This is a genomic window from Candidatus Pelagisphaera phototrophica, from assembly GCF_014529625.1.
GTDB lineage: Bacteria > Verrucomicrobiota > Verrucomicrobiia > Opitutales > Opitutaceae > Pelagisphaera > Pelagisphaera phototrophica.
Window position 1 is genome coordinate 1,664,909 of sequence record NZ_CP076039.1, and the last position, 26,502, is coordinate 1,691,410.

The following is a 26,502-nucleotide window of genomic DNA, read 5'->3' on the forward strand; positions in this document are numbered from 1 at the left end:
CAAACCGCGGAGTACGCCGATCGAGTAACGAGAAACGTCTCTTCGAACTCGGCAGTCGATTAAACGTATCTAAACTATGAGGACAATAAGAGAAGCAATCATTTTGTTGATTTTCATTTTCCCCTTATGGGGGAAGGATAGGCCTAATATGCTCTTCATTCCTGTCGACGACTTGAATACTTGGGTGGGCCATTTGGGCGGGCACCCTCAAGCGTTGACGCCCAACATCGACCGGCTCGCGAAGCGGGGCGTTTCCTTCACCCAGGCCTACTGCAACGCGCCGCTCTGTAATCCCTCGCGTGTCAGCTTGTTTACGGGACTTTTGCCGTCGAGTACAGGGGTATATGGAAATGGCGAAATGATGCGGGTCAAGGTTCCCGACGCCGTTACGCTGATGCAGTATTTACGGTCCGAAGGCGGCTATTCCGTCCAAGGCGGCGGCAAGACGTTTCACGGCAGTGCGTCTTACGATCCGAAATCCTGGGACTACTACAACATGCCTAGGCGTGAAAGGCATGCAGGCGAGCGCGATGCGTACCTACCGGATGACGCTTGGGCTCCCTGGGGGCCACTCGATGTCGACGAATCGGAGTTGTTTGATGTAAAGAATGTCGATTGGGCGATCTCTGAATTGGGCAAGGATCACGAGAAGCCGTTCTTTATCGCTTGCGGCTTTACCAAACCGCACATGCCTTGGTACGCGCCGCGTAAATATTTCGATATGCACCCGATCGAAGATGTCATTCTTCCGAATACTTTGGATAACGATCGAGAGGATCTGCCGTACTGGGGCGAAAAATTTGCGATTGAGGTTCACGATGTTTCCGGCGCCCGAAACTTCGCAAGGCACGGCGAGGATCACGAGATGATCTTGAAGCACAAGCAATGGCCGCGGGCGGTGCAGAGCTATTTGGCCACGATCAGCTATATCGATGCCCATGTCGGTCGGTTGCTGGATGCTCTTGAAGAGAGCCCTTACGCAGACAATACGTACATTGTGCTATGGGGCGATCATGGCTGGCATTTAGGCGAGAAACAGCACTGGCGAAAGCACGCTTTGTGGGAAGTCACGACTCAGACCACGTTGGTCATTGCAGGTCCGGAAGGCGTGGCAAAAGGCGAGTTGTGCGACCGTCCCGTGAGCTTGATCGATCTGTATCCCACTGTTTTGGAAATAAGCGGCCTGCCAATGCGAGACGGCTTGGAAGGTGTGAGCCTAGCACCGCTATTAGAGAATCCGGGACACGAGTGGGACCGCCCGGTGCAGATGACCTTTGGATACGAGAATCATGCTGTTCGAACGGATCGATGGCGCTACATTCGCTACAATGATGGTGGAGAAGAACTTTATGATCACAATGAAGACCCGAACGAGTGGACGAATCTGGCGGGGAATCCGGAATACAGTTCCGTTATTGAGAGGTTGAAACAGTCGCTGCCAAAGACGAATCGGAAATGATTGAGGTTACGGGTATACGTTCATGCGAAAAGTTAAAAAAGTAGGTTTAGCGATTTTGGGCACCTTGCTGTATTGCTCGTTCTTGAGCGGTGCGAGCGAGTCCAGCACACTGCAAATGTTGGCTAGAGCGATCGCGAATTCAGACAATGAGAGCGTTCAAATATCGTTGATGAAAGGTATGCTTAAAAGCTTGGAGGGTCGCAGGGGTATTGATGCTCCCGAGTCTTGGGTCGACGTTCGCGGTAACGTATCTTCGAGCGATAACGCCGAAGCGAAGCGATTGCTCCAGGAGTTATCGCAGATTTTTGGCGACGAGGACGCTGCGCTTGAAGCATTAAATACTGTGCGAAATCAGTCTGCGAACGCAGGTGAACGCGAGGGTGCGTTGAGGTCGTTGTTGGCACAGCGAAATGATGCGTTGGCAATCGAGCTAGAAACGCTTCTAGATGATAGGGAATTGAGGACGTCGGCGATTCGTGCTTTCGGAATAATGCCTCAGCCGGGAGCGGCTCAACTATTACTCAATCGATATAGAGGATTTGACATGTCCGATCGGAGAGTGGTTATCGAAACGCTCGCCACGCGAATCGAGTATGCGAGAGAGTTGCTGGGTTCTCTAAGAAGCGGAGCGATTGAGAAAAGCGAGATACCCACTTACGCTGCTCGCACTTTGGAGTCGATGCTCGGCTCCGACTTTTCAGAGGTCTATGGAGATGCTGCAGCCCTCTCGGGTGACAAGGGTGCTTTGTTCGAGAAGTATAGGAAATTGCTAACGCCAGAGATTATGACAAACGCGGATCCGTTTGAGGGAAAAGTGGTTTTCGACCGAACCTGCGCAGCATGCCACCTCATGTATGGAGAAGGGGGTGAAATTGGCCCGGATCTTACTGGCTCGAATCGAGCGAATCTCGACTATATTCTTTTAAATATACTAGACCCGAGTGCCGATATTCCGGACAGCTACAAAATGGTGACGGTTACGACCCATGAAGGGCAAACACTTGTGGGCTCGATTGCGGAGGAGAACGGTCGCCGCATTGTTTTGAATTCAGTTGGTCAAAAGCAAATCGTAGCGAAGCAAGACATCAAATCGCGCGTCGTTTCAGATATTTCCATGATGCCGGAAGGCTTGTTGATGACTTTAAAAGACGACGAAGTGGCAAACTTGATACAATACTTAAGAACAGAAGAACCTTTAGGAGGAGTGAAATTGAAATGGAATTTTTAATAAATAATAAAATGGGGAATCGATGGGCCTTCCTTTTGGTTTTGGCTATACTACACAATCCGGTGTTCGCCCGCGAGCCGAAAACAAGCAATGCACCGTTTCTCACCCCGGTAGAGGCGGTTGCGAAAATGGATATCCCCGATGGCTTCGATGTAACGATTTTTGCGGCAGAACCCGATATCGAGGAACCCATAGCGTTTTGTTTCGATGACCGAGGACGAATGTGGGTGGTCGAGAATATCAACTATATGAACCGGCGCACGCACAAATCGGGGGATATCAGCCGAATTAAAATTTTGGAGGATACCAATGGAGACGGGGTCTTTGATAAGAAGAAAATCTTCATGGATGATATTACGTTTAGCTCGGGGATCGCTGTGGGATTTGGCGGCGTTTATTTAGGATCGCCCCCTAACTTGAGCTTTATTCCAGACGCGGATGGAGATGATGTGCCGGATGGACCCGCTCAGATATTATTAGATGGTTGGGGAATCAACGATCGGCACGAAACTTTGAATAGTTTTATTTGGGGGCCGGACGGCTGGCTTTATGGGTGCCACGGGGTATTCACGCACTCGAATGTCGGCAAGCCCGGTGCGAGCGATGCGGATCGTCAGTTTATAGATGCGGGCATTTGGCGTTACCACCCGACGAAGCATGAGTTCGAGATATTTGCCCGCGGGTTATCCAATCCTTGGGGATTCGATTTCAATGACTACGGCCATGGTTTCGCGACCTGTTGTGTGATCCCGCATCTGTTTCACGTGTCACAGGGTGGAGTCTACCACAAGCAGGCCCGCGGGCACGTAAATCCCTATGTTTACGATGATATTAAAACGATTCGTGATCACACGCACAAGTCGGCCCATGGGGGAGCTCGTTTTTATTTGGCAGACACGTTTCCTGCGGAGTATCGAGACCGGCTTTTCATGTGCAATATCCATCAACATGAAGTATTGACTGATATAATGAATCGCTCCGGTTCGGGGTATATCGGCAGTCACGGCGATGACTTCTTGCCAATCAACGATCTGGCTTGGGTCGGTTTCAGCGTTGAGGTGGGTCCTGAAGGGGGCGTTTATATTTTGGACTGGCACGACACTGATATTTGCGGAAACGCGATTAACTTTCCCAACAGCGGACGGATTTATCGGATTTTGCCGACGGATGCTCCAAAAATTAAACAGCCAAACTTGAGGCAGCTTTCAGATCTTGAACTGGTAGAGATGCAAACGCATTCCAACGACTGGTATGTTCGCCACACTCGGACGATATTGCAGGAGAGAGCCGCCTCCGGAAAGCTGGACATCGGCGCGGTCCACGAAAAAATCGTCCAGCAGTTTTTCGATGCTCCCAACTCAGGGAAGCGATTGCGCATGATTTGGGCCGCTTGGGTGACAGGCTATTTTGGAGGAAGCGAAGGAGAGAATCGATTCAATTACTTGCTCGATCATGAGGACGAGTATTGCCGTTCTTGGGCAATTCAGTTGCTTGGGGAGGATCGTAAATTCTCTGCGAATACGCTATCGCGTTTTAAGCAAATGGCGGAAAGCGACTCATCGGCAATTGTGCGCCTCTATTTGGCCTCGGCCTTGCAGCGTATGGAGTTCGAAGATCGGTGGCCGATACTGGAAGCATTGGCGAGTCGCGAGGAAGATCGAGAGGATGCGAACATTCCGAGAATGCTATGGTTCGCCCTCGAGCCGATGGTTCCCGGCAACTCTGATCGAGCCCTCGCTTTGGCCATCAATTCCGGAGCGACCAATCTTGCGGAGTTTGTCCCGAGACGAATGCTTGAATCAGAGGAAGAATCAGGACCAGACTTTAATGTATTGGTTAGCAAGGTAGCTCCAGGCTTCCGCTATAATGACAGGGCACCCGTTGAAATACTGGATAGCTTTCGCAATGAGGTGGCCCTGAAGACCCAGTCCACCGGTAGATTCGGTAGGAGCCGTTTGATTCGTAATGTTTCGATTCCGAAAGAAAAGGCGACAACTCTCAAACTTCGAACTAGCTACCATCCTCACGGCGATTGGAAGATGCGTGTTGTGGTGGGAAGAAAGGTCCTATTGGAGCAGGAGGTTAGCCATGAGACAGTTCAGGACGAGTGGTTGGAAAGTGAAGTTGATATGTCTGAGTATGCGGGTACGATGGTGGAGATTGTGCTCGAGAATATGAGCAATAACTCAGATGAGGCATCCGGGTATTGGAGTAAAGTGGAGCTTGTTAGTAAGTAGAGGGAATGTCTGAATACAGATTGCCCAGATAGACACAAATGAATTAGTGCTTCCGATAGATAAATAAGATATTATAGAACAATGAGGAAAATAACTGTTTTATTTGGATACATTTTGATTAGCTTCGGATCAGTGTTTGCGGACTCATTGAAGTTGGTTGAAAGCGAAGAAAATGAATCGATATCCGTTTTTCGCGTGGGAAGCTCGGAACCTTTGCTCGTTCAGAGTGCTCGCGAAGATCACCGCCCCTATCTTCATCCGATTGTTTCGCCGGACGGTAAAGGGATCTTGACTGAATACAGTCCGGGGCACCATCCGCACCAGACCGGTTTGTATTGGGGATTCACGCGCATCAATGGCCGAGACTATTTCCACAATCCATCCAATGGCTATTGGAAGCGGGAAGAAAGTCGTATTATTGTTGGTGATGGTGAATTGGCTCAATGGGAAACAGTGTACGTGCTGCTCGACGAATCGGGCGAACCGTTAATGCGGGAGTCGCAGCTTTGGTCCATTCGTGACACGGGGGAACGCTACTTTATCGATTTGATCTGGTCGGGTGAGGCACTCGTGAATCTCGAGTTCGATGAATACAGCTATGGCGGGCTTTTCCTTCGCATGCCGTACAAACGGGGCGAGTCGGAAGGATTGGCGGTGAATAGCTCCCGTCAGGAAAATCAGCGTGCAGAAGGGCAACGTGCTATGTGGGTTGACGTTGGAATGGAAATTGAAGGGCGCGACGACTGGGGGCATATAACGATTTTTGATCATCCGGATAATCGAAATTTTCCGCAGATGTGGCGGGTTGATCGCCAGCTCGGAATCGGGCCGGCTCCATCGAGAATGGGTGCGTGGAGTATCAAAAGAGGTGATACCGAAACCTATAAGCACCAGATTGTGGTCTACGGAGGCGAATTCAATGATCTTACCAACAACGAACTCTGGAAGACCTACAGTGGCCAATGAGGCAACTAAGCACTTTTTAATATCAAATCCCCGGACCATAATAGCACTGGTTTTCTGTTCAAAAAACAGTGTCCCTAGTTTCTTTTCCTCTAATCAGTAAAATAAAAAAACACCAATACTATGCGCTTAATAATTACTTTTTTAGTTACAATATCATACGCTGTTGCCGCCAACGCTAGTTATTCGACCGGCACTTGGGCGATCGAGCTCTCAGGCCCAGACGGCCAGACCTATCGTCCCGAAGCGACCATAACGGAAAAAGAGGATAAACTTGAAGGGTCCTATTACTCCCCGAGGACCGATCAAACATTCGATTTAAGAGACGTGAAGTTAGACACTGAAAACACGCTTCAATTCACTCTGGACACTAATGGTTTGAAGGTTGCGTATAGAGGTAAAATCGAAGGCAATAAAATGGTAGGGTCGGCTCAAATCTTCCGCCAGGGCAGACAATTCGAAGCAACCTTTACCGCCTCTCGAAAAGCGAGGGCAGACAGCGTTTCTGGGACCTGGGAAATGGAAGCAGTAATGGGAGGAAACACGACCCAAAGCATCTTGTTGTTGGCAGTAGCGAATGATGGAAAAATATCCGCAACAAGAAAGTCGAACGAAAATGCTGTAGAGTTTGATGACGTCAAACTAGTAGACGGAGTTTTGACCTTCTCAACCAAAGGGAAAAGGCGAGGCTATGACTATACAGCCTACTATAAAGGTGACGTCAAGGGCGACAAAATAGAGGGAGAGTTGGTTATCAGTGCCGAGGCAGCCGGTGTAACTCGCGAATTTGCTTGGTCCGCCAATAGAGTTGACTGAGCTTAACCGCAGAGTTCGCAGAGTTCGCCGAGCTCGCGTAGGAAAGAGAGAGATCGGATAGGATTTCATCCGAAGCCACCGCGTTCTTTGCGATCTCGTACCCGCTTGTACGGGTCGTTGTATACAAGGTTCGACTAAACCTTCGACAGGATTTTATGAGTAAATAAAAATAACAAGTGGGATCGATGAAGGCCCCTTGCACAGCGTTTCTGTCTTAATACTTGAACCCAAATTTAGTCATGAAAATTGCACGAAAACTCTCCTCTATCGCCTGTGGAATCCTTGGCTTCCTTTCGTTAAGTGCGCAAAGCCGGTCCAAAATAGTTTTTTCTCTGGTCGATGACTAGATGATGGAGCCGAACCCTGAATATGATTCGACCAAGGATTTATGGTCAGGTAGTTAAATTAAAGTAATGAAAAAACTAGTACATATAAAAATGAAACCTTTCTGGTCAATCATAAGGGCTTTACTCGTCCTTAAAGCCATGGTCTTTGGCTTTAGTTCTGTCCAATTGCTAGGAGACACTCCTGACAGACCGAATATACTTTTTCTTTTCAGCGACGATCACGCATGGCAGTCGATTGGTGCTTATGGAGGTAGGCTAAAGGATGTAGCGAATACGCCAAATATTGATAAACTTGCGAGCGAGGGAATGCTGTTCAGGAAATGCTATGTGGCCAATGCACTATGCGGGCCAAGCAGAGCGGCTATTCTTACTGGAAAATATGGGCACAGAAATGGTGTGACCTGGAATAGAAGTGCCAATTTCGACGGCTCCCAGCAGACTTTTCCGAAAATCCTGCGGCAGAGTGGTTACCAGACGGCGATCATTGGAAAGTGGCATCTGAAGTCGACCCCGACTGGTTTTGACTACTTTGATGTCATGCGAGGGCAAGGGAGATATTATAATCCGCTTTTGCTGACGGGCGATTCGGATGGGCTGAAAGAGCAGCGTGTTGTGACGGGCTACAATTCGGATATCGTAGGAGACCTCACGATCGAGTGGTTGAAGAACGGGCGAGATAAAAGTAAGCCGTTTGTTCTGATGTCCCAGTTTAAGGCGACTCACCATGGTTGGTGTCCTGGTCCAGAGGAATATGATTTGTATGAAGATGTGCATATTCCCGAGCCGGATAATCTCTTTGATGATTTTTCATACCGGGGTACTGCTGTACGCGAACAGACCTTAACGCTGTACGAAGACTTGCCTTACAATATGATGCTCGGTGACCCCGGTGAGCTCGGAGAACTGAATAAGGAGCAGCGAAAGGCATGGGATGCATACCGTGCCCCGCATGTAGAAAAATTCGAAGCAATGAACTTGGGGTGGAACAACCCTAGTCGGGAACTATCCCGCTTCAAATATCAGATGCTCTTGAAGAACTTCCTAGCCTCAGGTGCTGGCATTGACAAAAATGTAGGGAGAATTCGTTCGTTTCTAGAAAAAAATAACCTAGCCGATAATACCATTGTTATCTACATGGCCGATCATGGTTTCTTTTTGGGAGAACACGGGTTTTTCGATAAGCGGTTCATGTACGAAGAATCCTTGAGAACTGCTTTTATTGTTCACTGGCCGGGGATAGTAGAAGAGGGCGTCGTCAACGATGTTGATATTGTATCTAATATCGATATCGCCGAGACCTTTCTTGATCTAGCTGGTGTAAATATACCGAAAGAGATGCAGGGAAGAAGTTTGGTACCTGTATTGCAGGGCAAGACGCCCGAAGATTGGAGAAAGACTTTTCTCTATACGTACCACGAACTGGCAAATCACCGCGTGCAGCCGCACTACGGGGTTACAGACGGACGCAATAAGCTGATTTATTATCCCGCACATAATGAGTGGGAGTTCTTTGACCTGAAGAAGGATCCAAGCGAGATGATCAGCCAGTATTACATTCCAGAAAACGAGACGACTATAATGGAGCTGAAGCGGGAATTGGTGCGCTTGAGAAATTATTACCACTGTCCGCCGACCATAACGCTGCGCAATATGAATAAGCAGGCAAGCTGGCCGTATGAAAAGCGTACAAAGCCGTTATGATTTTGGTTTGAAAAGATTATGGCCGCTCGAAGATTAGGCGCGACCCTGAGAAGGATATAAAATAACTTAAACAACCCATGCTCTTTATGGCTTTATTCGCGTCCATTACTGTCTCTGCAAAACGGTGGACTAGACCGGCCGAACGGTAAGATCTTCCTTTAATGAACCGGTGACCCGAAATTAATGCCCTATCATGATCAGAACGAGATTCATCAAAGAATTACTGCCATTTCTGTTTTTGCCCTTCGCCTTCAGCGTTCCGGTTTTAAACGGTGAATCCGCACGCAACATCCTTATGATCTCAGTCGACGACATGCGCGACTGGACCAATTTCCTAGGTGGCTACAAAGGCGAAGTCCACACCCCGCACATGGACGCTCTTGCGGCGCGGGGCATCAACTTCACTAATGCACACTGCCCGTCGCCCGTGTGCAATCCGAGCCGAACGTCGGTCATGACCGGGCTTATGCCGTCGACCACAGGGATCTATGACAACGGCCAGTGGTTGCGTGCCAACTACCCCGACAAGATGACCTTGCCGAAGTACTTCAAGCAACAGGGGTACCATGTCGTGGGAGCAGGCAAAAGCTTTCACCACACGGCTGGCAACAATCCACCTGATCAATGGCATGACTACTTCCGTTTCCCTTGGGCAGACTTCCCCTGGGTGCGAAGCAACAAACTAGCCTACCCCTGGACCGAATGGCAGCCACCCCCGCCAGGCTATCCGTTCAGCAAAGTCGAGTATTTGCGCGGCAGACAAGAAAGGGATTGGGGGATTTTGCCGCGGAAGGAATCGGAATATGATGACGTCCTTGTAGTCGACTACGCCATCGATTTCCTGGAGAGCCATTCAGGCGAAGCCTTCTTCCTGTCGGTAGGGACCTTTCACCCTCACTTGCCTTGGTATATCCCCAAGCGCTACCGCGATCTCTACGAAGACTCGGAAATCCACTTACCTGAAGCCCCGAAAAATGACCTCGTTGATATACCCCCAATTCCGCAGCGATGGGCAGAACGGCGACGCGACGAAATGGAGGCAGTCAAGGATGCTGGCGAATGGGAAGAGGCTGTGCGTTGCTACTTGGCGAGTATTTCCTTTGCAGACGCACAGGTGGGGCGCGTGTTAGAGGCTCTCGCCAAATCGCCCTACGCCGACAACACGATCATCATTCTCTGGTCCGACCATGGCTGGCACCTAGGTGAAAAGGACCATTGGCATAAGTCCACCCTCTGGGAAGAGGCCACCCGCGTTCCTCTCATCATCGCTACTCCCGAAATGGAAACCGCAGGCGGAACTTCGAGTGCGCCCGTAAATCTTGTATCCATTTTCCCCACTCTCGTTGGTCTAATGGAAATGGAAAATGACATCGATTTCGACGGACCTGATCTGGCTCCTCTTCTGACCAACCCAAACGCTTCATGGCCACACGCCAGCTTGATTGATTTCGGCTATGGCAATACGGCGGTTCGGGACAAGCGATGGCGCTACATTCGATATAGCGACGGATCAGAGGAGTTATACGATCACAAGAGTGACCCTAATGAATGGAAAAATTTGGCTACCGATCCAGTGTATCAATCAGTTAAGGACGAACTAGCGAAACACTTGCCATCTCATTATGCAAAGGACGTCCCCAGCAAGGATGGTTTTGTCTTTGATCCCGACAAGTGGACATTCACCGACAAGGATACTGGGCGGGTTGTCCATGGAGGACAGTGACTAAAATTATACTGATTCACCTTCTCGCTCCTTATAGGATTTCCAAGTCGCTGGATCTGTACCTGTCGTATCCGCAATCACGATTTTTAACCGGAAACGAAAACAACCCATCCAAAACACTATGATCAAGTACTCACCATTGCTTCTAGTCGCCATGATATTGATATCAGGCTGCGCGACCCTATACGAAAAACCTGACCCGTTTGTGGGGCAGTGGGAGATTGAATTCTCGCGCTCTCCGGGAGGCAATAAGAATGCCACCTTTAAAATAAACAAAAAAGAAGGTGTCTATTCGGGTACCCTCACCAATCCAACAGGTGAATATGCATTGAACGATTTATTGATAGATCCGAATGGCGCTTTACGTGCCGCTCTCAATTACCAAGGCTATTCTGTAGAAGTGAGTGCCAGTATGGATGGAACCTTAATTACTGGAAAAAACGAAGTCCAAGGCAGGACCTTTGAATTCACCGGTGGGAAAGTAGAGTAGCTAATTATAAATTAAATAATGAGCTGCTTTGGGCTAAATCGGAGATTTGCTCGACGCACAGAATAAAGCATCAAGCACAAAGTTGCTAGTATCTAGTTATTCTGAAACGAATCACTCAGGACGATGGCTTGAATCATATCGCGAAGTCCTCCTCGTTCGGTTTCCAGGTTTTCGTAAATCCCGTCAATGACGGCCCGGTCTCGGAGGTCTAGTTCTCGCCCAATCGCATAAGCTAGGAGTTTTTCTATCAGGCAACGGGTGAATTCCGCTTCCCGCTGAATCATTAGGGATCGGAATTCGGAAGGATCGCTAAAGCGCTCCCCCGCTGGCAATTCTCCAGAAGCGTCAATCATCGACTTGTTCTCGTAATGGGTGCGCCACCTTCCAGTTGGATCGAAATTCTCCAAGGCAAACCCCAGCGGATCAATTTTGCGATGACAGTCGGCGCAGGTTTCGACTTCGCGATGCTTGGCAAGTTGCTCACGAATTGTTTCTGCCCCTCGAATGTCTGACTCAATGGCTGGCACATCAGGCGGTGGAGGGGGCGGCGAATAACCTAGGAGATTCTCCAAAACGTAAATGCCACGATTAACCGGCGAAGTGTCCACACCGTTTGCGGAGGCGGTCAGCAAGAGCGATTGCCCGAGCAAACCGCCTCGTGACATCCCATTCATAGCAACCTTTCGCAAGTGATTGCCTTCGATTCCTGCGATACCGTAGTGCAAGGCCAACTCCCGGTTGATAAAACTGTAGTCGGCTGACAGCAGTTCTCCCGGCCGTAGATTCTCTTCCATAACATGACGGAAAAAGGCTTCCGTCTCTCCTTGCATCGCAGTTTCGATACTATCCCGATGATAGCTTCTGAAATCTTCCGAGACGGGCATCTCTCCGATGTTGTCCATTTCAAACCAACGACTAATAAAATTGGATACAAAACGATCCGACTTCGGATCTACCAGCATTCTGGCTACCTGATTCCTCAGGATTTGAGAGTCGCTCAAACTTCCCTTGCTTGCAATATTGATCAATTCCTTATCCGGCATGGATGACCAAAGAAAATAGGATAAACGAGACGCCAGCGCAAATGAGTCTAGCGGTCCGTCTCCCTCCGCTAGATAGATAAAACCGGGAGAACACAGAATCGTTTGAAAACCGAGCTGAAGCGCTTCTATCGGTTCCAAGCCTTCCTCGATCTTGTTCAGGACAAGTGATTCGATGGGTTCCAGTTCGTCGGCTTGCAGGGGACGCCGAAAAACGTTTTCCGCAAAGATGCGTAGCCGTTCGATTGCGTTCTTGCCGTTCAGCTGATCGGGTTTGAAATCTCCATAAAGTAGCTGGTGCCCCTTCGGAGGCCATTGTTCCTCCAACGGTCCCTCAACTTGAATTTCCCATACTCGAAGTTTGGGACCTTTGTATCCTCTTAAGATACCATGGAATTTTTCTAGCCCATTTTTCATGTCCACAAAGGGTTTGATTTCCTCATGGTGGCCGGCCTTCTGGTGGAGAAGACGAGTCAAGCGTTTGGTGGCAAGCGTGCCATTCCTAAAGCGAATTTCCGGCTCAAATCCTTCGTCAAAATACACCTCCCATTCGAACCACTCTGGTTCTTCACTGGTCAATTCAACTTTGGCGAGTGAGCGTTCCATGGATACATTGCCCGTACTCTCAACACTACCTTTCCGATCGACGGCCATAAGCTCCAGCACAAGCGGGTCACCGTTACGAAAATCGTCAATCACATTCCCGTACGGATGCCAGCGATCCACCGCGGCGGCTTTTACGCGCACGCGATACATACCGCTATAGGGAACACCTCCTCGGGCTAGGGGTTCGAAGCCTATATGACCTCCGCGGTAGTGACGACCATACATATCCGTGTAAGGCGTATCGGGCGTAAATCGAAAACGATCCACTTGAAATAATTTTGGTAAATCCTGATTTACTTTTCCCTCAAAGTAAAAGGGTGTCCGTTGCACGTAATAGTCTCTTTTCGGGGCTTCGCGAAATTGGGTTGCTCGTAGCACTGCCTCTTCGGCGGCTGCGAAATAATGCTCTAGGAGCATACCTGAGGTAACCAGTTCAGCGCCCACATTGTCGAATCCGTTTTTGACGACTTCCTTGGGGAAGTCAGCGGCTGGATTCCATGCAGAAACGTTCAGTCCTAAGAGATCCCCAATAGTATGCTGATAATCCCAGGAATTGATTCGGCGCAAGACACTATGACCTCCTGAATCGGACAGCTTTTCTAGTTCGGTCGAAATCAGCTTGGTTGTCGATTCGATCATGGCCGCCCGTTCTGCGACCGTAGGTTGTTTTTCGTCCTCGGGCGGCATATCGCCGAGGTTGAGCATGTCCAAAATCTCCTGCCACGCTTCAAGATCCGAGATTTCCAAATCGCTTTTTTCCAATCCATCGAAGCGGCGGTCGCCTTTCTGCTTTTCCTGTCCGTGGCAATCGATGCAGTATTGCTGGAGAAACTCATTTTGCGGCATAGCGCAAATGGAAATCTTTAGGACTCCGAAAACAAATATACTAAAAGATATCGCACCTAATTTTAGAGTACTGTTCATCACCATCTTTTGACCGCAATTTCCTACTCGCCGTCCTCTTTATACTTACGCTAAGTTCATCGGTGAGAATGTTCCCGTGCTGCGCCCAAAACGTTCAGTATCCATACCGAACCATTGCAACGAAGAAAGCCAGAGGTTGCTAAGGGGAATTCGTTTACCTTTGTCCTCGGGGCATATCAAGTGCCCCTTGTGATTTAGTCCGCCGCCGGCTATCAGTACCGGCAAGTCCTTATTGCTATGTGTATGGGCATTTCCCATACCACTGCCCATGGCGACCAAAGTATCGTCGAACAAATCGGCTTCTTTCAGTCGATCCATAAAATGGCCGAACTGTCTCATAAGATAGGCTTCGACGATTTGCAGTTGATCCAATCGACTTGCTTCTTTTCCATGGTGAGAAAGTCCGTGGTAGGAACTGACTTCCAATTCGGCAGTTTGAAATCCCATTGGTATTTCAAAAGACGCTACGCGGGTTGAATCGGTCTGTAAGGCCAGAACCAGTAAATCGTAGAGTAGGGGCATTTCCTCAATATGCAACCGGTTTTGGTCGACAACTCGATTGATCGGTGATTTTGGCTTCGGGCGGTCCAGCCATTCGTTTGACATTTGCAAGCGCTGTTCCACTTCACGAACCGAGGTTAGGTATTGATCCAGCTTATCCCGGTCGGCGATGTTGAGTTTACCGCCTAGGGTCTTAGCTGACTCACGTAGTGCATCCAAAACACTACTTCGGTGCAAAAGGCGTTTACGCTCCTCTTCCAGACTGGCTTTATCAGAATTGACAAACAAGGCTTCAAATAGACGAGCGGGATTGCTGACAGGCGGAATATTGACCCCCGAACGTGTCCAACACATGTCTGTACCTCCCTTGAGACCGGCTGTGATTGACCGGTAGCGGGTCCGGCTTCCGGAAAACTCTGCCGCGGCTTGATCTACCGACATGTTTTTCTCCGGAAATCCGGCCGATTCCTCTTTTTTTATTCCACTCAAGAACGAGTGCACGCACTTGTGTCCTCCGCCTAACCCGTGATCCAGATGGGAAAACACAGTGAAATCGCTACGATGACGGTCAATCTGCTTCAAAGTCATACTCGCCTCGAAATCTTTGCCCGCGTTCTTGGGGAAAAATCCTCCTGGCCAAAATCCTAAATGACTGCCCACGTAGACCAGTCGTCGGGGACGAGTCATTGTTTTTGAAGCCACAAGACTGGGGCCCAGGCTTTCAAACGCTGGCAACGCAAGAACAACGCCCAAACCTTTCAAAAAGTGGCGACGGTCGATCGGTCTTTCGTATGGCGACTTCATAAAAGATTAAAAAGTAAGAGATTGTACCCGATTAGCGAATTTGGAAAGCAAGATTTGCGAAAGCGGAAACTCTCCTAGAAACTGCGAGGTTATCGAATAGATTTGATTTAGGTAAGAGTTGCATCACATTCGTCAATTGTATTTTCCCTATAACCATTTTCAATTTTCAAAGTTTTTCTTCTGAACCCTTTCTGCAACTTTGCTAGGTTCGAACCGACTTTCAGTCCACAGTTTGGGTTGTCATTTCCTCAGTAAATGGGGAGGCTGGTGTCAGTAGCTGTCTAACGCCAATGAAGTTTATAGTTCTCCCCCTAATGTTGTTAGTCGGTTCCCTGGAGGGCAACCAATCGAAAGCATATCCTATCGATATGGACGAAATGCTCGATGAAAGCACCCTCGATGTAGAGGTCATAGACGACTGGCATCGAGTGGAAGGGGCCGTGCTCACACGGCAAAAGTACATGACCATCAACGTGGGCGAACTTTGGCCAGGTCAACAATACCGCGTACCTGTGAGACTAGTGGTCCCCCTCAATCGAAAAGCGAAAGGGTTTCATTTAACTGGTGGGAATAATCTGAAGAGAATTCAGCAGGACACAGAGATTCGGGGGGTGTCTATCGATTTGATTCGAGGCGGAGTGGGTCTCGTCCAGACTATAGTCCAGGAGCCCAAAACATGGGGTCAGGGACCTTTAGGCGATGAAATGCGCAAACGCTTTATTGAAACACTGAATACCCGTTACTCTATTCAGTTTTGGGGTTGGCCAGCAGGACTCTGCCGGGCGGCAACCGCAGCCTACGCGGAAACCGATCATTTTGAATCGGGAAAAATCGCCTTAACCGGCGGTTCGAAAAACGGAGCCTCTCCATCTGTGGCCTTGATTCACGATACTCGTATGACCGCACAACATGCGAACGTATCGCCGTTATGGGATTCGCCACTTCGCATGGCGGATAAGCAAGCCTGGGAAGCATTGAACATCGAGGACCAAGAGTATGCCCACCGCAAAGGACTCGATACCGAACTGGCAACGAAGATTACCAGGCATGTCTTTCGGGGGGGATTTTTCGGACCGGATTATATCCCAGATGCCTTAAAGGCGGGTCATAGCTGGGAAGAGCTGGAGCAACTGGCTCAACAAATGGCTGATCATGTTTTCATCTCCCGGAATCTGGATACATTGAGAGAGAGAGGAGTGGATTTATACTATCATCCCGGAACTCACGACTTTGTTTGTTTCGATATCGTGTGGGGAGGCAGACATTATCCAGACATCCCAGTCTATTTTGCTGCGAACACGGGGCATGGCAAAAAAAGGCCGCACTCTAAGGTCGAAAAAGACCAAACCAATCAAGCGGCCTTTCTGCTCAGTCATTTCTTTGAGGATGTGGACGAACTCTTGGAGTCTCCTAGGATTCAAACCCATGTGGAAGATAATGCACTATCCATTACTGTTAAGTTTCCAGAAGGATTCGTTGCCGAATCCGGCGAAGTTTGGTGGATGTATGATCGCGGATCCGACGGGAGTGGTGCCTACCTGGCAGAACTTATTCCAGATGAAAACTGGAGCCGGATGGAAGGGATGGAGCATGGATCTACATGGAAAACCAACCTTCCTCTTTCGGTAAGTGCCACGCATATCGATGTGTTTACCAATCATCGTAAAACGATCCGCTACGACGGACGTGAGTATCCCACTTATATTTCAAGCCCTTACGTTCGGGTGGACTTGAACTAGAACCTATCTTGTATCCGCTGAGAGTGGTTTTGGGATAGGTCTAAATAAGATTGCCAGTCAGGCTTGTTCGCATTTTTTAGCTTTAGAGCTAGCGATAGGATCGCTTATCGCTTGAAGTAGTAAAACGTGTCGGTTTCAAAATTCGAGTTTTTTTAAAATAGTACATAGAGATGAACTGAAAGCGTCTACAGGATAAAAATCATCTTAGACGATTCGATCGGCCAATTGATAAAGGCATAAGGAATCAAACCCTACGAATGACTCTTAAGATTCGGGCCAGGGATCATCCGCATGGCAATTGGCAGATGCGGATTGTAGTTGTAATAAAATTACTGATTGAACAAGTGATCAGCTGTACAACGGTTCAGAATGAGTGGTTGGATTACGAAGTCTACTGGCTAGATGCAGATCAAACGCGAGACGCTTGCACTTGATGGGAAGACCCACATGTATCATGAGCGGATAGCCTTGCCGGAAGGGCTGCGGCAGTAAGGGTATGTTGCTGGATTCTTCGATTACCGGCTTAGCCCTTCACGTCGTAGCAGAAGATCAGGTCCTGATCACGCAGGTAGAGTTTCCCATTGAACACGACGGGGTGGGACCAAACCTTGCCATTGTTGTCATCGCGCAAAGTGGTTTCCTTGGGGAGCTGGAATTTTCCAGTTTCCTTGAATCCGGACGGGCTCGCTTCCACTAAATAGACCCATCCCTCGGTCTCGTTGAGGCAGTAGAGCATTCCATCGGCGGCATGAACGGCACCCTTGTGCAGTTCGCGTTCCACGCGCTCCATCCAGGCGACTTTGCCCGTCATGAATTCAATGCACATCAAGTTTCCTTTTCGCTGATCCGAAAATCCGTATACATGGTCGCCGACGAGCACCACTCCGCCGTGATGGTTGATCATTTCTTGGTTTTCCCAGACGACCTCAGCTTTTTTGCCGTTTAGTTTTACGAGCCGGGCACCCGCGCGGTATCCTGAAGTCATAAATACGTGACCGTCTCGGTAGATCGGCGTAGGAATCACCGCTGTTCTTCCCTGGGGCCAATCGGATTTCCAAATCAAGTTTCCGTTCGCAGCATCCACACCGGCGAGCGTATTCATGAATAGCTGTATGTACTGGCGTTGGCCATCCACGTTGGCGACCACGACTGCGGAATACTCGGCCGCGTCCTTCAGTTTTTTCGACTGCCACAGTTTTGTGCCGGTCTTCTTGTTGAGGGCTACGATTGCCCCTTTGCTCCCTCCTGGCGTTATTAGTAGCTTGTCGCCGTCCACTGTGGGCGACTCTGAATAACCCCACTTGGACACCGCGCCACCGAAATCCTTGACCAAGTTCTTGCGCCAGATCCGCTTTCCGCTTTCTGCGGTCAAGCAGGCGATATCGCCAGCCACTCCGAGCACGTAGACATGTCCATCGCTTACGGTAGGCGTGGAGCGTGGCCCGGCCCCCCATTGGGTGCGATAGCCTTCCTCCGGATCCGTTTCAAACTCCGAAGTCCAAAGTTCCTCGCCAGTATTCGCGTCCAAGCAGATGACCCGTTCTTGGCTATCGCTAGCGCCGAGCGTGTATAACTTCCCGTCGACGATGGCCGCACTGGAGTAGCCACTTCCTGCGTCTTCGTAGGTCCAAAGGAGTTTTGGGCCGCCTTTAGGCCACGACTTAAGAAGACCGGTGTCTGGGGAGATATTGGTTTGGTCCGGTCCGCGCCATCCTGTCCAATCGGACTGGTTAGAGGTTTCCGAGGCGTAGGCTTGCAAGGTCAACGATTTCGCGACCATCAGGCCGCCAATTAACAGAGAGGATTGAATTTTCATGAGTCTTGGTTACTGGATGAGATTGGGTAAGTACATTCTTATAGTGCTCCAAAGATTGGCGGCGTCTTATTCAAATACAGCCAACCGCCGTATCATAGTCTACAATTATCGAGGATTTCTTCGAGGAAAAAGAATCCAATTTAGCTTGAGAGCTTGCGAATGGATCGCATATAGCTTGAGGCTGTGATGCTCACCGGCTTCAGATTTCTAGTCATTCTAGTAGTGTTGTTTGGCTTGTCAGGATGCGGCACAACCAAGCAGCAGACTCAGAACGTGCTGATCCTAACTCCAGAGCATTTCAAAAACACGGCGACTGTAGAAGATGACGATCTTGAAGTCACGGCGATCATATCGACTGAGAAAGGATCGAAACGGAGACAAGGTCTGCTCCACTTTGTTTACGAAGATAACTTTCTAAGGGCGTTTATCGATAAAGCGACAGATGAAGTAAACTACCAAGTGTATCAATCGATTTACTACGAAGGAAGCGACTGGCGTTTTTACTGTAAGGCTAACTATGAAGCCCCGGATGGCCTGAAAACCGCCGATGCCAAGCTGCTCAAGGCTCCAATTGCACACGGCTTTGATTGTCCGGGCCATAAGTCTTCAGTCTGCACTTACAATGAGCAGGTCGGTTTCTCTGTTAATCGAGAAATCTTGGACTCAATCGCAAGTACGTATGAGCCGAACAAGGGTACTAAGTGGAATTTCAAATTTATTCCCCGATTTGGCGAAGACTTTTATGACGGGCTTCTGGTCGCAGAGGTCGTTGGGTTCTTGCAGGCCGTTGATTCGTACAAGGAAACTAAGGGAATATGATTTTAAGCCCCTAGCGAATCATCTGAATTACTAGTGTATCTGAGCGATCCATTAATACCATCTCCCCAAAAGAATGATAAATTGGTGCGAGTCCGAAGCCACCTGAGAGGTCAAGAGCTAATACCCGCAGAATAACCCCCTCCCGTCTTATTGGTTTATTCCATTTTTCCTCGTCCTCGATTACGAGCGGGAGGAAAGTTCCGCTCGATTTACCTCGTGGGGCGGCAATTTTTTACTGGCTTCTCGTGTTAGATCCGACCATAAGAAGTCTATGAAATTTACCTCTTCTTTCTTATTCGTCCTAACTTCGATTTTGTTCGTTTCCTCGCTCAGCGTTAACGCTCATGACACTCGGGCTTACGAGATGCGCACTTACTACGCCCAAGAGGGTAAGTTGGACGACCTGATTGCCCGATTCAGAGACCACACCTGCGCGTTGTTCGAGCGCCATGGCATTGAGAATGTGGGTTACTGGGTGCCTCAGGACAATACCGAGAATAAGCTGGTTTACATTATTGCATTTCCAAGTCGGCTGGACCGAGAAAGCATGTGGAAGGACTTTCAGGAAGACCCAGATTGGAAGGCTGCTGCCCGGGCATCTTCCAAGAATGGGCGGTTGATCACGAAGATCGAATCGGTGTGGCTGGAAACGACTGACTACTCCATGCCGGTCAAAAAGATTCAGGCATCCCCGGATCGCCTGTTCGAGCTGCGGACCTATGTCGCCAATGATGGGAGGCTGAACCATCTCGACGCGCGTTTCCGCGATCATACCATTGGACTCTTCGAAAAGCACGGCATTGAGAACATCGTATACTTTCACCCGATGGCGGACCAGACAGGTGCCACAAATACTCTGATTTACTTGGTCGCCCACGAGAGCGTAGAAGGCCGCAAGGCCGCCTTTGGCAAATTCGGTAAGGACGAAGACTGGAAGTCTGCCAAGGCCTTCTCAGAAGAACGGGCGGGGGGCAGCCTTACAATAAAAGGCGGAGTCAAAGGAGAACTCTTGGTCCCGACCGATTTTTCTTCGATTAAGTAGTTCGGGTTGCTTAGAGGCCGATTGTAAAGTCAGTAAGCATAACAAGATTGGCGGAGTTTGCACCTGTAGCAGCCATTTATCAAAAAATGGATTAATTCCTCGGGGACACCGCGGTCTCTGTGTCCTCGAGCATAGCGGGCGGTTATTTTTCCATTGTCGATTTCCAGGCGGCGAGCTTTCGTTTCATCGCTTCCAAACGCTCTTGGTGGAAGGCGGCAAGATCATTGGTTTCGGAAGCGTCGCTCTCGATATTGAATAGGTAGCTATTAGCGTGGTGGTTCACAAGTTTCCACGGGTGTTCAAGCATTGTGCTACTTTTCCCGAAGGCATTGAATAAGGTCCTTTGCGGATTGCCGGTTTTCGTACCGTTCCAATATTGGGCTACGCTGATTCCATCCATCGATTCGGGTACTGGTTCTCCGGCCAAGCGGAGGAAGCTCGGCGACAGGTCGATGAGGTGGCTAATCATCTCCTGGTCCACCGTGCCGCGGCGACTGGCTTCGACCCCAGCAGGCCAATGCAGAATGAAGGGAGAGCGAATACCTCCTTCGTAGCTGGTCAGTTTGAAGTAGCGGTAAGGAGTGTTGGATACGTTGGCCCAATCGGGGCCGTAGCTTTGAAAGGTTGCTTCATCGCCGGGATTTTCATGCCCGGAAATGCTGATAGGGCGCCCATCTAGAGTGATTGCCTCGCCGCCTAGACACCCGACCGCATTGTTGTGTGCGATCGATTCCGTGGAGTCCGCGCCATTGTCGGTCATGAAACAAATGAGAGTATTTTCCAATTGGCCGGTATCTTCTAAGGCCTTGATAACCTGCCCAATCCCACGGTCCATACAATCGACCATTGCTGCATAAACTGCCATGCGACGCGTATTCAAACTTTGGTTTAAATCTGACCAAGCTCGGTGGCTCGGTTCGGAAAACGAGGTCCCTTGCGGTAGCACGCCAATAGAGTTCATTTTCTCGAAACGAGAGCGGCGAATCTCATCGAAACTCTTTCCTTTATAGTAGGCTTCGTACTTCGCAATGTCGACCGGCAGGGCATGCAGCGGCCAGTGAGGGGCAGTATAGGCCAAGTAGAGAAAGAAGGGAGACTCTGAGTGCTCGCGAACGTGGTTGCGGATATTCTCCTGAGCGTCATCGCTGATCGCATCGGTCAAGTAGAATTCTTCTCCAATCTCATCAGAGGCGGACGCCTTGCCGCGCATCAGGCTATAGGGATTGAAATAGCTGACCGCTCCATGTAGATTTCCAAAATATGTGTCGAATCCAAACTCCAGTGGATTTCGAGAAGGGTCGTCATGTCGATTTTGATCCAAGTGCCACTTCCCGCTCAGGTAGGTCCGGTAATCTGCATGTTTCAACCGGTCTGCGATGGTAGTGGTTTCCGGTTTCAATCCGTTCCCAACGGTCACCTTCTGCCAGTACTCGCCGGTTAGAAGGGAAGCGCGGGTCGTCCAGCATTTGGACGTATTGTAGAAATTTGTGTAGCGCAGCCCGTTCTTGGCTAGCCTATCAAGGTTTGGGGTTTCAATTTCACCGCCGAAGCAGCCTATGTCCGAATATCCGAGGTCGTCTGCCAGGATGACGATTATGTTCGGTTTGTCATTTCCGAATGAATGCAGTACGAATCCTAGAGTGAACCAGAGATAAAGAGTTTTGGCTGGAATAGGCATTCGAGATATTCTTTATTCAGCTAAATAGCATTAGTCGATCGAGTACTGCAAGACTCTAGGCGGAAATAGAGGTGAACAAAATGCAGCAAACATAAATAAGGCCGAAGAAAGGAAAATCCTTTCAATGGAATCCGCTATTTCTGTTTCCTCGAACCCGCATTAACGGGCTGGCGTTTATGAGGTCCGACTAAACCTTTGACAGAAATATTTTGAGTGGATTAAACAGATCCTTAGTTATCTATCATTACCCCTAGTATAGCAATCATATGCTAAAGTATTGAACCCATATTATTCAATGAAATTGACTCGAATACTCCCCGCAGTCGCCTTTGTATTCCTTGGCGTGGCACCGCTAGCGGCAGAAAACCGCCCCAACATCGTCTTCTTTCTTGTCGACGATCTAGGTTGGTCCGACGTGGGTAGCTTTGGCTCCCCATTTTACGATACGCCGCATATTGATCAACTCGCTGCGGAAGGGGTCCGCTTTACGGATGCCTATGCAGCCTGCCATGTCTGCTCACCTACACGGGCCAGCATTCTTACGGGGAAATACCCCGCGACCTTGAACCTGACTGATTGGCTCAATGGTCGCTCGGACCGGCCTTATCAGGTCTTGCAGAATCCTGACAAGGCAATGGTTCTCGACCCTGATGAGACTACTCTAGCTGAAGTTTTGAAGGGGGAAGGCTATTCCACCGCGCTGTTTGGCAAGTGGCATTTAGGAAGAGGCACTACTCCGACCGCTCATGGCTTTGACCTGCATGTTCCGTATTCCGTGAACTCCAACCTTGGACGGCTTGGGTTTTACAACCCGAAAGACATTCCAGGTCTCGATGGCGGAGAGTACGTGACCGACCGCTTGGCGGAATTGGCCGCTAATTATATTGATGTGAACAAGGACAATCCGTTCCTATTGTATATGTCTCACTTCTCAGTGCATGACCCTATTCACGGTCGGCCGGATCTGGTTGAGAAGTACAAGAAGAAACTGGCCGCTATGCCGCCTCAGCCGGGACCAGACTTTATACTTGAAGGAAACCCCGACAGCCCCACGAATCCAACCCGAGCGGAGCTCGATGAATTGATCAAGCAGCCGGAGTATCGGGATACCTACACGTCTTATGCAAATGACCTCGTAAAGGTGAAGCAGAGGCAGGACAATGTTGAGTTCGCCGGGATGGTTGAAAGCGTTGATCAAAGCTTGGGCACGCTCATAGAGAAACTGAAGGAGCATGGCCTCGAGGATAACACCATCGTTATTTTCATGTCGGACAATGGTGGAATGTCGGTGATGAACGGCACTCCTCATTTCGAAACCACAAAAGACAAAATTGACACACGAGCTTCCACGTCGAATCTACCGCTGCGTGGTGCCAAGGGGTGGCTCTACGAAGGCGGTATTCGCGTTCCTATGATCGTTAAATGGCCTCATCAAGGCAAGGCTGGGATTGTCAGCGACGAGCCGGTCATCAGTACCGACTTTTTCCCTACAATTCTTGAGATGCTCGGGGTTGAGTACGATGCCAACGGCCTCGATGGGAAGAGTTTCACTCGTCTGGTAAAGGGGCAGAAAATGAACAGAGGCCCCATCTATTGGCATTTCCCACACTACAGCAACCATGGGATGCAAAGTCCGGGTGGTGGTATTCGCGACGGCGATTACAAGCTGCTTGAATATTTTGAGAACGGAACCGTTCAGCTTTTCAATCTAGCAAAGGACATCGGGGAGCAGAACGATCTTTCGAAAACGAATGTTCGGAAAGCAAAAGAGCTCACAGCGAAACTACACCAATGGCGCAAAGACGTCCGTGCACAGATGATGACACCCAATCCGAATTACGACCCGGCAACCGATCTATGGTCAGGAAGACGATAACGGTCGGGGTATCCCTTTACTTTGGGTTCGGTTCAATGCACCGAAGCTTTTGACTCGGCGTAGTTCTGAATACGGCTGCGTCCTGCATAGTTCGCAGAACGACGCACGGAAGACGGTTGCTTTGGCTTTGGCTGGTAGGGCGAGAGCGTCCAGCTCCGCTGCGGTAGTATTTAAATCACTAACTGACGCGGCATTGCGCGAGCACTAGCCCTGCGGAAACGGTCGCAGTGTCCTATCGAGCTAGCCGTGTTCTGTAGGGGCGTCGCTTGCCGCGATCCGCGTATATTAGAAGGGTGTATTTTCGAATGCGGATCACCGCTCTTCCGTCTTCGGAACAAAGGGAATTACTAGAGGGTGCCGATAGAGTCGCTCGGGTGCCGATAGAGTCGCTCATTCGAAATATTCTGTCATCGACATCGATGAGCTTATGAAGATCCTAGAAACCGCAGATCGGCGAGGAAACGCGATCATAAATGAGGAGCTGGAGATTGGTCTGCGCTTGCTGGCGACGCCGGCGCAAGACCAGAACGGATCGGTCGTCGCCGCTATGAATATTGGCCTTCAAACTCCGTTGATCGGCGAAACGGAGATGCTGAAAACGACGCTACCTGCGTTGAGTGCTGCCGCAAGCGAACTTAGCTCGCGTACAATTCTTTGATGGGTAGAGCCGTTTTCCCTCGAGAGGGTAAATTGTATCCAGAAGTGACAAACGGGCTCCGACGCGATTTCCATCCAAGTTGGAGAGGGTGCACTAATTTGTCCCTACTTGAAAAGTGAGTCGTCCAAATGCGTTCCCTATTCAATTACGATGACCAAGGCGATATTGACATTCGATCATAGGAGAATCCTATAATTGTTATCTCCTTTTTGAATCAGCCTGACGCGGAGTGCCCAATTTGAAAATTCCTTTGCATCTCTAATCCTATTCTGAACTATCGGCATCTATGATTCGTAATGTTTTCTACCTACTCCTCGTTTTTGCCTCATTGGTCTCGTTTGCCCGTGCTGATCGACCGAACATTCTCTTTATCTCCGTCGACGACATGAACTGCGACTCTGTTGGTGTCTACGGGAGCCCATTGAAGGACATCACGCCGCATATGGATCGGCTAGCTTCGGAAGGCGTGCGTTTTGAATATGCCCACGTCATGGTAGGCAACTGCTACCCGGGGCGCAATGTCATGTTTACGGGTCGCACCTCTCATAGCAATTTAGTCGAAGGGTTTTACGCGATCAAGGAGCCGCACTATCCACACATCGTCGATCTAATGAAGGAGGGAGGCTACTTTACGGGCATTTTTGGAAAGGAGTCTCACACTACGCCTTATTACCCGTACGTATGGGACATGGAAATGGCGGAAGGCGTCCGGGAGGAAAATCACATCAAGGACGCGGGGGCCTATTATCGGATGACCGCCAAAGGGATTGCGGCCTCTGAAGACGCGGAAAAGCCGTTCTGCTTGCTAATCAACATTTCCGATCCGCATTTGCCATTCTACCGCTGGAGTCGTCGTCAAGAGATGGAGGATCCCTATCTTCCGAGTCAACTCTACACGCCGGAGGAAATTCCAGTTCCGGGCTATCTTCCCGACACGCCTAATGTACGAAGGGAACTGGCCCATTATTACATGTCCGTCAGCAGGGCAGACGATTGCCTCGGAGAGACGCTTCGGGCTTTGTCTGAATCAGGGCAGGCGGACGACACCGTTGTCGTATTTCTTTCCGATCACGGAATGCCGTTTCCGTTGGCCAAGACGTGTCTGTATCACCATAGCACCCGTACGCCTTGGATGGTTCGCTGGCCGGGGCAGGTCAAAGCGGGATCGCATGATAGCGACCACATGATCTCTGCTCTCGACCTCTTGCCGACTTTGCTAGATATCGCGGAGATCGATCACCCCAATGGACTCGAAGGCCGATCGTTTTATGAAGTTCTCAAGGGAAACAAGCAGCCTGAACTGGATCACGTAATTAAGGAGTATAACGAAAGTTCGGGACGCCGTCGTCATCCGATGCGAGCAGTACAAACCAAGCGTTTCAACTACATTTTTAACCCCTGGGCGGCCGGTGGGCGAAAGTTCCAAGCGGCCGGTCAAGGGACGCTTAGCTACAGAGAGATGGTTGCTCTGGCTGAGACGGATCCAGCTACAGCCAAGCTCTTACAGCAATACGACTATCGTGTCGTGGAAGAGTTTTTCGATATAGAGAAGGATCCAGACAATTTGAATAACCTGATCGACAATCCCGAGTATAAAGACGAGATTGCCGCTCACCGAGCGATGTTAGGCGATTTTATGGAAAAGACCAATGACCCAGTTTTTGCCGCCTTTCGGAAGCGGGAGGACACGAGTTATCTCGACGGGTTCGTAGAGGCCCAGCAGGCGGAGGCATTCCGGCGCAGGCGTGTGACACAGGAAAGAAATCCTAACTCCAATCGAACCAACTCGCGAGAATGGAATCAGAATAGGTAGTGTCTTGATTTGTTTTAAACCGCAGAGTTCGCGGAATGCGTTGGTTTTTAAGGATAGCTTTTTTCCTAGCGAAAGCTATAATAGCATATTGAATGAAGTCGTTGATACAAGCGTTGATTTATCTCACGTAATCAGCCCCATTGTCGTTTAAATTGTTGATCGTGCAACGTGAGTTCAGCGGGTATTCACCGTTAGGCTCGAGCCCTCTAAATTTTCTGGGAC

Annotated in this window: 20 protein-coding genes; 15 read left to right on the top strand and 5 right to left on the bottom strand. The window is 49.6% G+C overall.

Annotation, left to right across the window (positions count from 1 at the left end):
- The first annotated feature begins 76 nt into the window (after nt 1-76).
- The 8 genes from GA004_RS07160 to GA004_RS07195 all read left to right on the top strand — a co-directional run bounded on the left by GA004_RS07160 (nt 77) and on the right by GA004_RS07195 (nt 10,964).
- Nucleotides 77-1,459 (top strand): sulfatase, encoded by a 1,383-nt coding sequence (locus GA004_RS07160; RefSeq protein WP_283396635.1) that lies wholly within the window; start codon nt 77-79, stop codon nt 1,457-1,459.
- Nucleotides 1,460-1,481: 22 nt separating this feature from the next.
- Nucleotides 1,482-2,687 (top strand): c-type cytochrome, encoded by a 1,206-nt coding sequence (locus GA004_RS07165; RefSeq protein ID WP_283396636.1) that lies wholly within the window; start codon nt 1,482-1,484, stop codon nt 2,685-2,687.
- Nucleotides 2,675-4,924, top strand: coding sequence for a PVC-type heme-binding CxxCH protein (locus GA004_RS07170; protein ID WP_283396637.1), 2,250 nt, complete (start codon nt 2,675-2,677; stop codon nt 4,922-4,924). The genes GA004_RS07165 and GA004_RS07170 overlap by 13 nt, the downstream gene beginning before the upstream one ends.
- Before the next feature lie 81 nt (nt 4,925-5,005).
- Entirely contained in the window at nt 5,006-5,890 is an 885-nt protein-coding gene (locus tag GA004_RS07175; protein WP_283396638.1) for a DUF6807 domain-containing protein, read from the top strand.
- Between the two features lie 120 nt (nt 5,891-6,010).
- Complete coding sequence (locus GA004_RS07180; RefSeq protein WP_283396639.1) at nt 6,011-6,703, top strand: hypothetical protein; 693 nt, start codon at nt 6,011-6,013, stop codon at nt 6,701-6,703.
- Between the two features lie 413 nt (nt 6,704-7,116).
- Nucleotides 7,117-8,751: a sulfatase family protein gene (locus GA004_RS07185; RefSeq protein WP_283396640.1), complete on the top strand. Its 1,635-nt coding sequence runs from the start codon at nt 7,117-7,119 to the stop codon at nt 8,749-8,751.
- A 193-nt stretch (nt 8,752-8,944) separates the two neighbouring features.
- Nucleotides 8,945-10,474, top strand: coding sequence for a sulfatase (locus GA004_RS07190; RefSeq protein WP_283396641.1), 1,530 nt, complete (start codon nt 8,945-8,947; stop codon nt 10,472-10,474).
- A gap of 121 nt (nt 10,475-10,595) precedes the next feature.
- Nucleotides 10,596-10,964 (top strand): hypothetical protein, encoded by a 369-nt coding sequence (locus tag GA004_RS07195; RefSeq protein ID WP_283396642.1) that lies wholly within the window; start codon nt 10,596-10,598, stop codon nt 10,962-10,964.
- 92 nt (nt 10,965-11,056) lie between these two features.
- Here the strand turns inward: GA004_RS07195 and GA004_RS07200 are convergent, their stop codons facing one another.
- Together GA004_RS07200 and GA004_RS07205 are read right to left on the bottom strand one after the other, a co-directional pair.
- On the bottom strand, nt 11,057-13,534 hold the full coding sequence (locus GA004_RS07200; protein WP_283396643.1) for a DUF1592 domain-containing protein: 2,478 nt from the start codon (nt 13,532-13,534) through the stop codon (nt 11,057-11,059).
- A gap of 45 nt (nt 13,535-13,579) precedes the next feature.
- Nucleotides 13,580-14,839 carry a DUF1552 domain-containing protein gene (locus GA004_RS07205; protein ID WP_283396644.1) on the bottom strand — a complete coding sequence of 420 codons (1,260 nt, stop codon included), beginning with the start codon at nt 14,837-14,839 and terminating at the stop codon, nt 13,580-13,582.
- A gap of 290 nt (nt 14,840-15,129) precedes the next feature.
- On the opposite strand from GA004_RS07205, the gene GA004_RS07210 reads away from it, so the two are divergent.
- A complete protein-coding gene (locus GA004_RS07210) occupies nt 15,130-16,578 on the top strand; it encodes a hypothetical protein (RefSeq protein ID WP_283396645.1) in 1,449 nt (482 codons plus the stop codon).
- A gap of 257 nt (nt 16,579-16,835) precedes the next feature.
- Nucleotides 16,836-17,012: a hypothetical protein gene (locus GA004_RS07215; RefSeq protein ID WP_283396646.1), complete on the top strand. Its 177-nt coding sequence runs from the start codon at nt 16,836-16,838 to the stop codon at nt 17,010-17,012.
- A gap of 89 nt (nt 17,013-17,101) precedes the next feature.
- On the opposite strand, the gene GA004_RS07220 is transcribed toward GA004_RS07215, so the two are convergent.
- A complete protein-coding gene (locus tag GA004_RS07220) occupies nt 17,102-18,394 on the bottom strand; it encodes a PQQ-binding-like beta-propeller repeat protein (protein ID WP_283396647.1) in 1,293 nt (430 codons plus the stop codon).
- 186 nt (nt 18,395-18,580) lie between these two features.
- On the opposite strand from GA004_RS07220, the gene GA004_RS07225 reads away from it, so the two are divergent.
- Together GA004_RS07225 and GA004_RS07230 are read left to right on the top strand one after the other, a co-directional pair.
- On the top strand, nt 18,581-19,213 hold the full coding sequence (locus tag GA004_RS07225) for a hypothetical protein (RefSeq protein ID WP_283396648.1): 633 nt from the start codon (nt 18,581-18,583) through the stop codon (nt 19,211-19,213).
- 271 nt (nt 19,214-19,484) lie between these two features.
- Nucleotides 19,485-20,255: an NIPSNAP family protein gene (locus GA004_RS07230; protein ID WP_283396649.1), complete on the top strand. Its 771-nt coding sequence runs from the start codon at nt 19,485-19,487 to the stop codon at nt 20,253-20,255.
- Between the two features lie 142 nt (nt 20,256-20,397).
- On the opposite strand, the gene GA004_RS07235 is transcribed toward GA004_RS07230, so the two are convergent.
- Nucleotides 20,398-21,933: a sulfatase-like hydrolase/transferase gene (locus GA004_RS07235; RefSeq protein WP_283396650.1), complete on the bottom strand. Its 1,536-nt coding sequence runs from the start codon at nt 21,931-21,933 to the stop codon at nt 20,398-20,400.
- A 295-nt stretch (nt 21,934-22,228) separates the two neighbouring features.
- Between GA004_RS07235 and GA004_RS07240 the strand changes: the two genes are divergently transcribed.
- Nucleotides 22,229-23,809: a sulfatase gene (locus GA004_RS07240; protein WP_283396651.1), complete on the top strand. Its 1,581-nt coding sequence runs from the start codon at nt 22,229-22,231 to the stop codon at nt 23,807-23,809.
- Nucleotides 23,810-24,041: 232 nt separating this feature from the next.
- On the opposite strand, the gene GA004_RS07245 is transcribed toward GA004_RS07240, so the two are convergent.
- A complete protein-coding gene (locus GA004_RS07245) occupies nt 24,042-24,203 on the bottom strand; it encodes a hypothetical protein (RefSeq protein WP_283396652.1) in 162 nt (53 codons plus the stop codon).
- A gap of 33 nt (nt 24,204-24,236) precedes the next feature.
- On the opposite strand from GA004_RS07245, the gene GA004_RS07250 reads away from it, so the two are divergent.
- Nucleotides 24,237-24,467, top strand: a complete 231-nt coding sequence (locus tag GA004_RS07250; protein WP_283396653.1) for an IclR family transcriptional regulator domain-containing protein — start codon at nt 24,237-24,239, stop codon at nt 24,465-24,467.
- 286 nt (nt 24,468-24,753) lie between these two features.
- Nucleotides 24,754-26,280: a sulfatase family protein gene (locus GA004_RS07255; RefSeq protein WP_283396654.1), complete on the top strand. Its 1,527-nt coding sequence runs from the start codon at nt 24,754-24,756 to the stop codon at nt 26,278-26,280.
- The last annotated feature ends 222 nt before the right edge of the window (nt 26,281-26,502 follow it).

Excerpts from the sequence above, each read along its gene's own strand:
- GA004_RS07160 (WP_283396635.1), top strand. The coding sequence starts at position 77 with ATGAGGACAATAAGAGAAGCAATCATTTTGTTGATTTTCATTTTCCCC.
- GA004_RS07165 (WP_283396636.1), top strand. The coding sequence starts at position 1,482 with ATGCGAAAAGTTAAAAAAGTAGGTTTAGCGATTTTGGGCACCTTGCTG.
- GA004_RS07170 (WP_283396637.1), top strand. The coding sequence starts at position 2,675 with ATGGAATTTTTAATAAATAATAAAATGGGGAATCGATGGGCCTTCCTT.
- GA004_RS07175 (WP_283396638.1), top strand. The coding sequence starts at position 5,006 with ATGAGGAAAATAACTGTTTTATTTGGATACATTTTGATTAGCTTCGGA.
- GA004_RS07180 (WP_283396639.1), top strand. The coding sequence starts at position 6,011 with ATGCGCTTAATAATTACTTTTTTAGTTACAATATCATACGCTGTTGCC.
- GA004_RS07185 (WP_283396640.1), top strand. The coding sequence starts at position 7,117 with ATGAAAAAACTAGTACATATAAAAATGAAACCTTTCTGGTCAATCATA.
- GA004_RS07190 (WP_283396641.1), top strand. The coding sequence starts at position 8,945 with ATGATCAGAACGAGATTCATCAAAGAATTACTGCCATTTCTGTTTTTG.
- GA004_RS07195 (WP_283396642.1), top strand. The coding sequence starts at position 10,596 with ATGATCAAGTACTCACCATTGCTTCTAGTCGCCATGATATTGATATCA.
- GA004_RS07200 (WP_283396643.1), bottom strand. The coding sequence starts at position 13,534 with ATGAACAGTACTCTAAAATTAGGTGCGATATCTTTTAGTATATTTGTT.
- GA004_RS07205 (WP_283396644.1), bottom strand. The coding sequence starts at position 14,839 with ATGAAGTCGCCATACGAAAGACCGATCGACCGTCGCCACTTTTTGAAA.
- GA004_RS07210 (WP_283396645.1), top strand. The coding sequence starts at position 15,130 with ATGAAGTTTATAGTTCTCCCCCTAATGTTGTTAGTCGGTTCCCTGGAG.
- GA004_RS07215 (WP_283396646.1), top strand. The coding sequence starts at position 16,836 with ATGACTCTTAAGATTCGGGCCAGGGATCATCCGCATGGCAATTGGCAG.
- GA004_RS07220 (WP_283396647.1), bottom strand. The coding sequence starts at position 18,394 with ATGAAAATTCAATCCTCTCTGTTAATTGGCGGCCTGATGGTCGCGAAA.
- GA004_RS07225 (WP_283396648.1), top strand. The coding sequence starts at position 18,581 with ATGCTCACCGGCTTCAGATTTCTAGTCATTCTAGTAGTGTTGTTTGGC.
- GA004_RS07230 (WP_283396649.1), top strand. The coding sequence starts at position 19,485 with ATGAAATTTACCTCTTCTTTCTTATTCGTCCTAACTTCGATTTTGTTC.
- GA004_RS07235 (WP_283396650.1), bottom strand. The coding sequence starts at position 21,933 with ATGCCTATTCCAGCCAAAACTCTTTATCTCTGGTTCACTCTAGGATTC.
- GA004_RS07240 (WP_283396651.1), top strand. The coding sequence starts at position 22,229 with ATGAAATTGACTCGAATACTCCCCGCAGTCGCCTTTGTATTCCTTGGC.
- GA004_RS07245 (WP_283396652.1), bottom strand. The coding sequence starts at position 24,203 with ATGAGCGACTCTATCGGCACCCGAGCGACTCTATCGGCACCCTCTAGT.
- GA004_RS07250 (WP_283396653.1), top strand. The coding sequence starts at position 24,237 with ATGAAGATCCTAGAAACCGCAGATCGGCGAGGAAACGCGATCATAAAT.
- GA004_RS07255 (WP_283396654.1), top strand. The coding sequence starts at position 24,754 with ATGATTCGTAATGTTTTCTACCTACTCCTCGTTTTTGCCTCATTGGTC.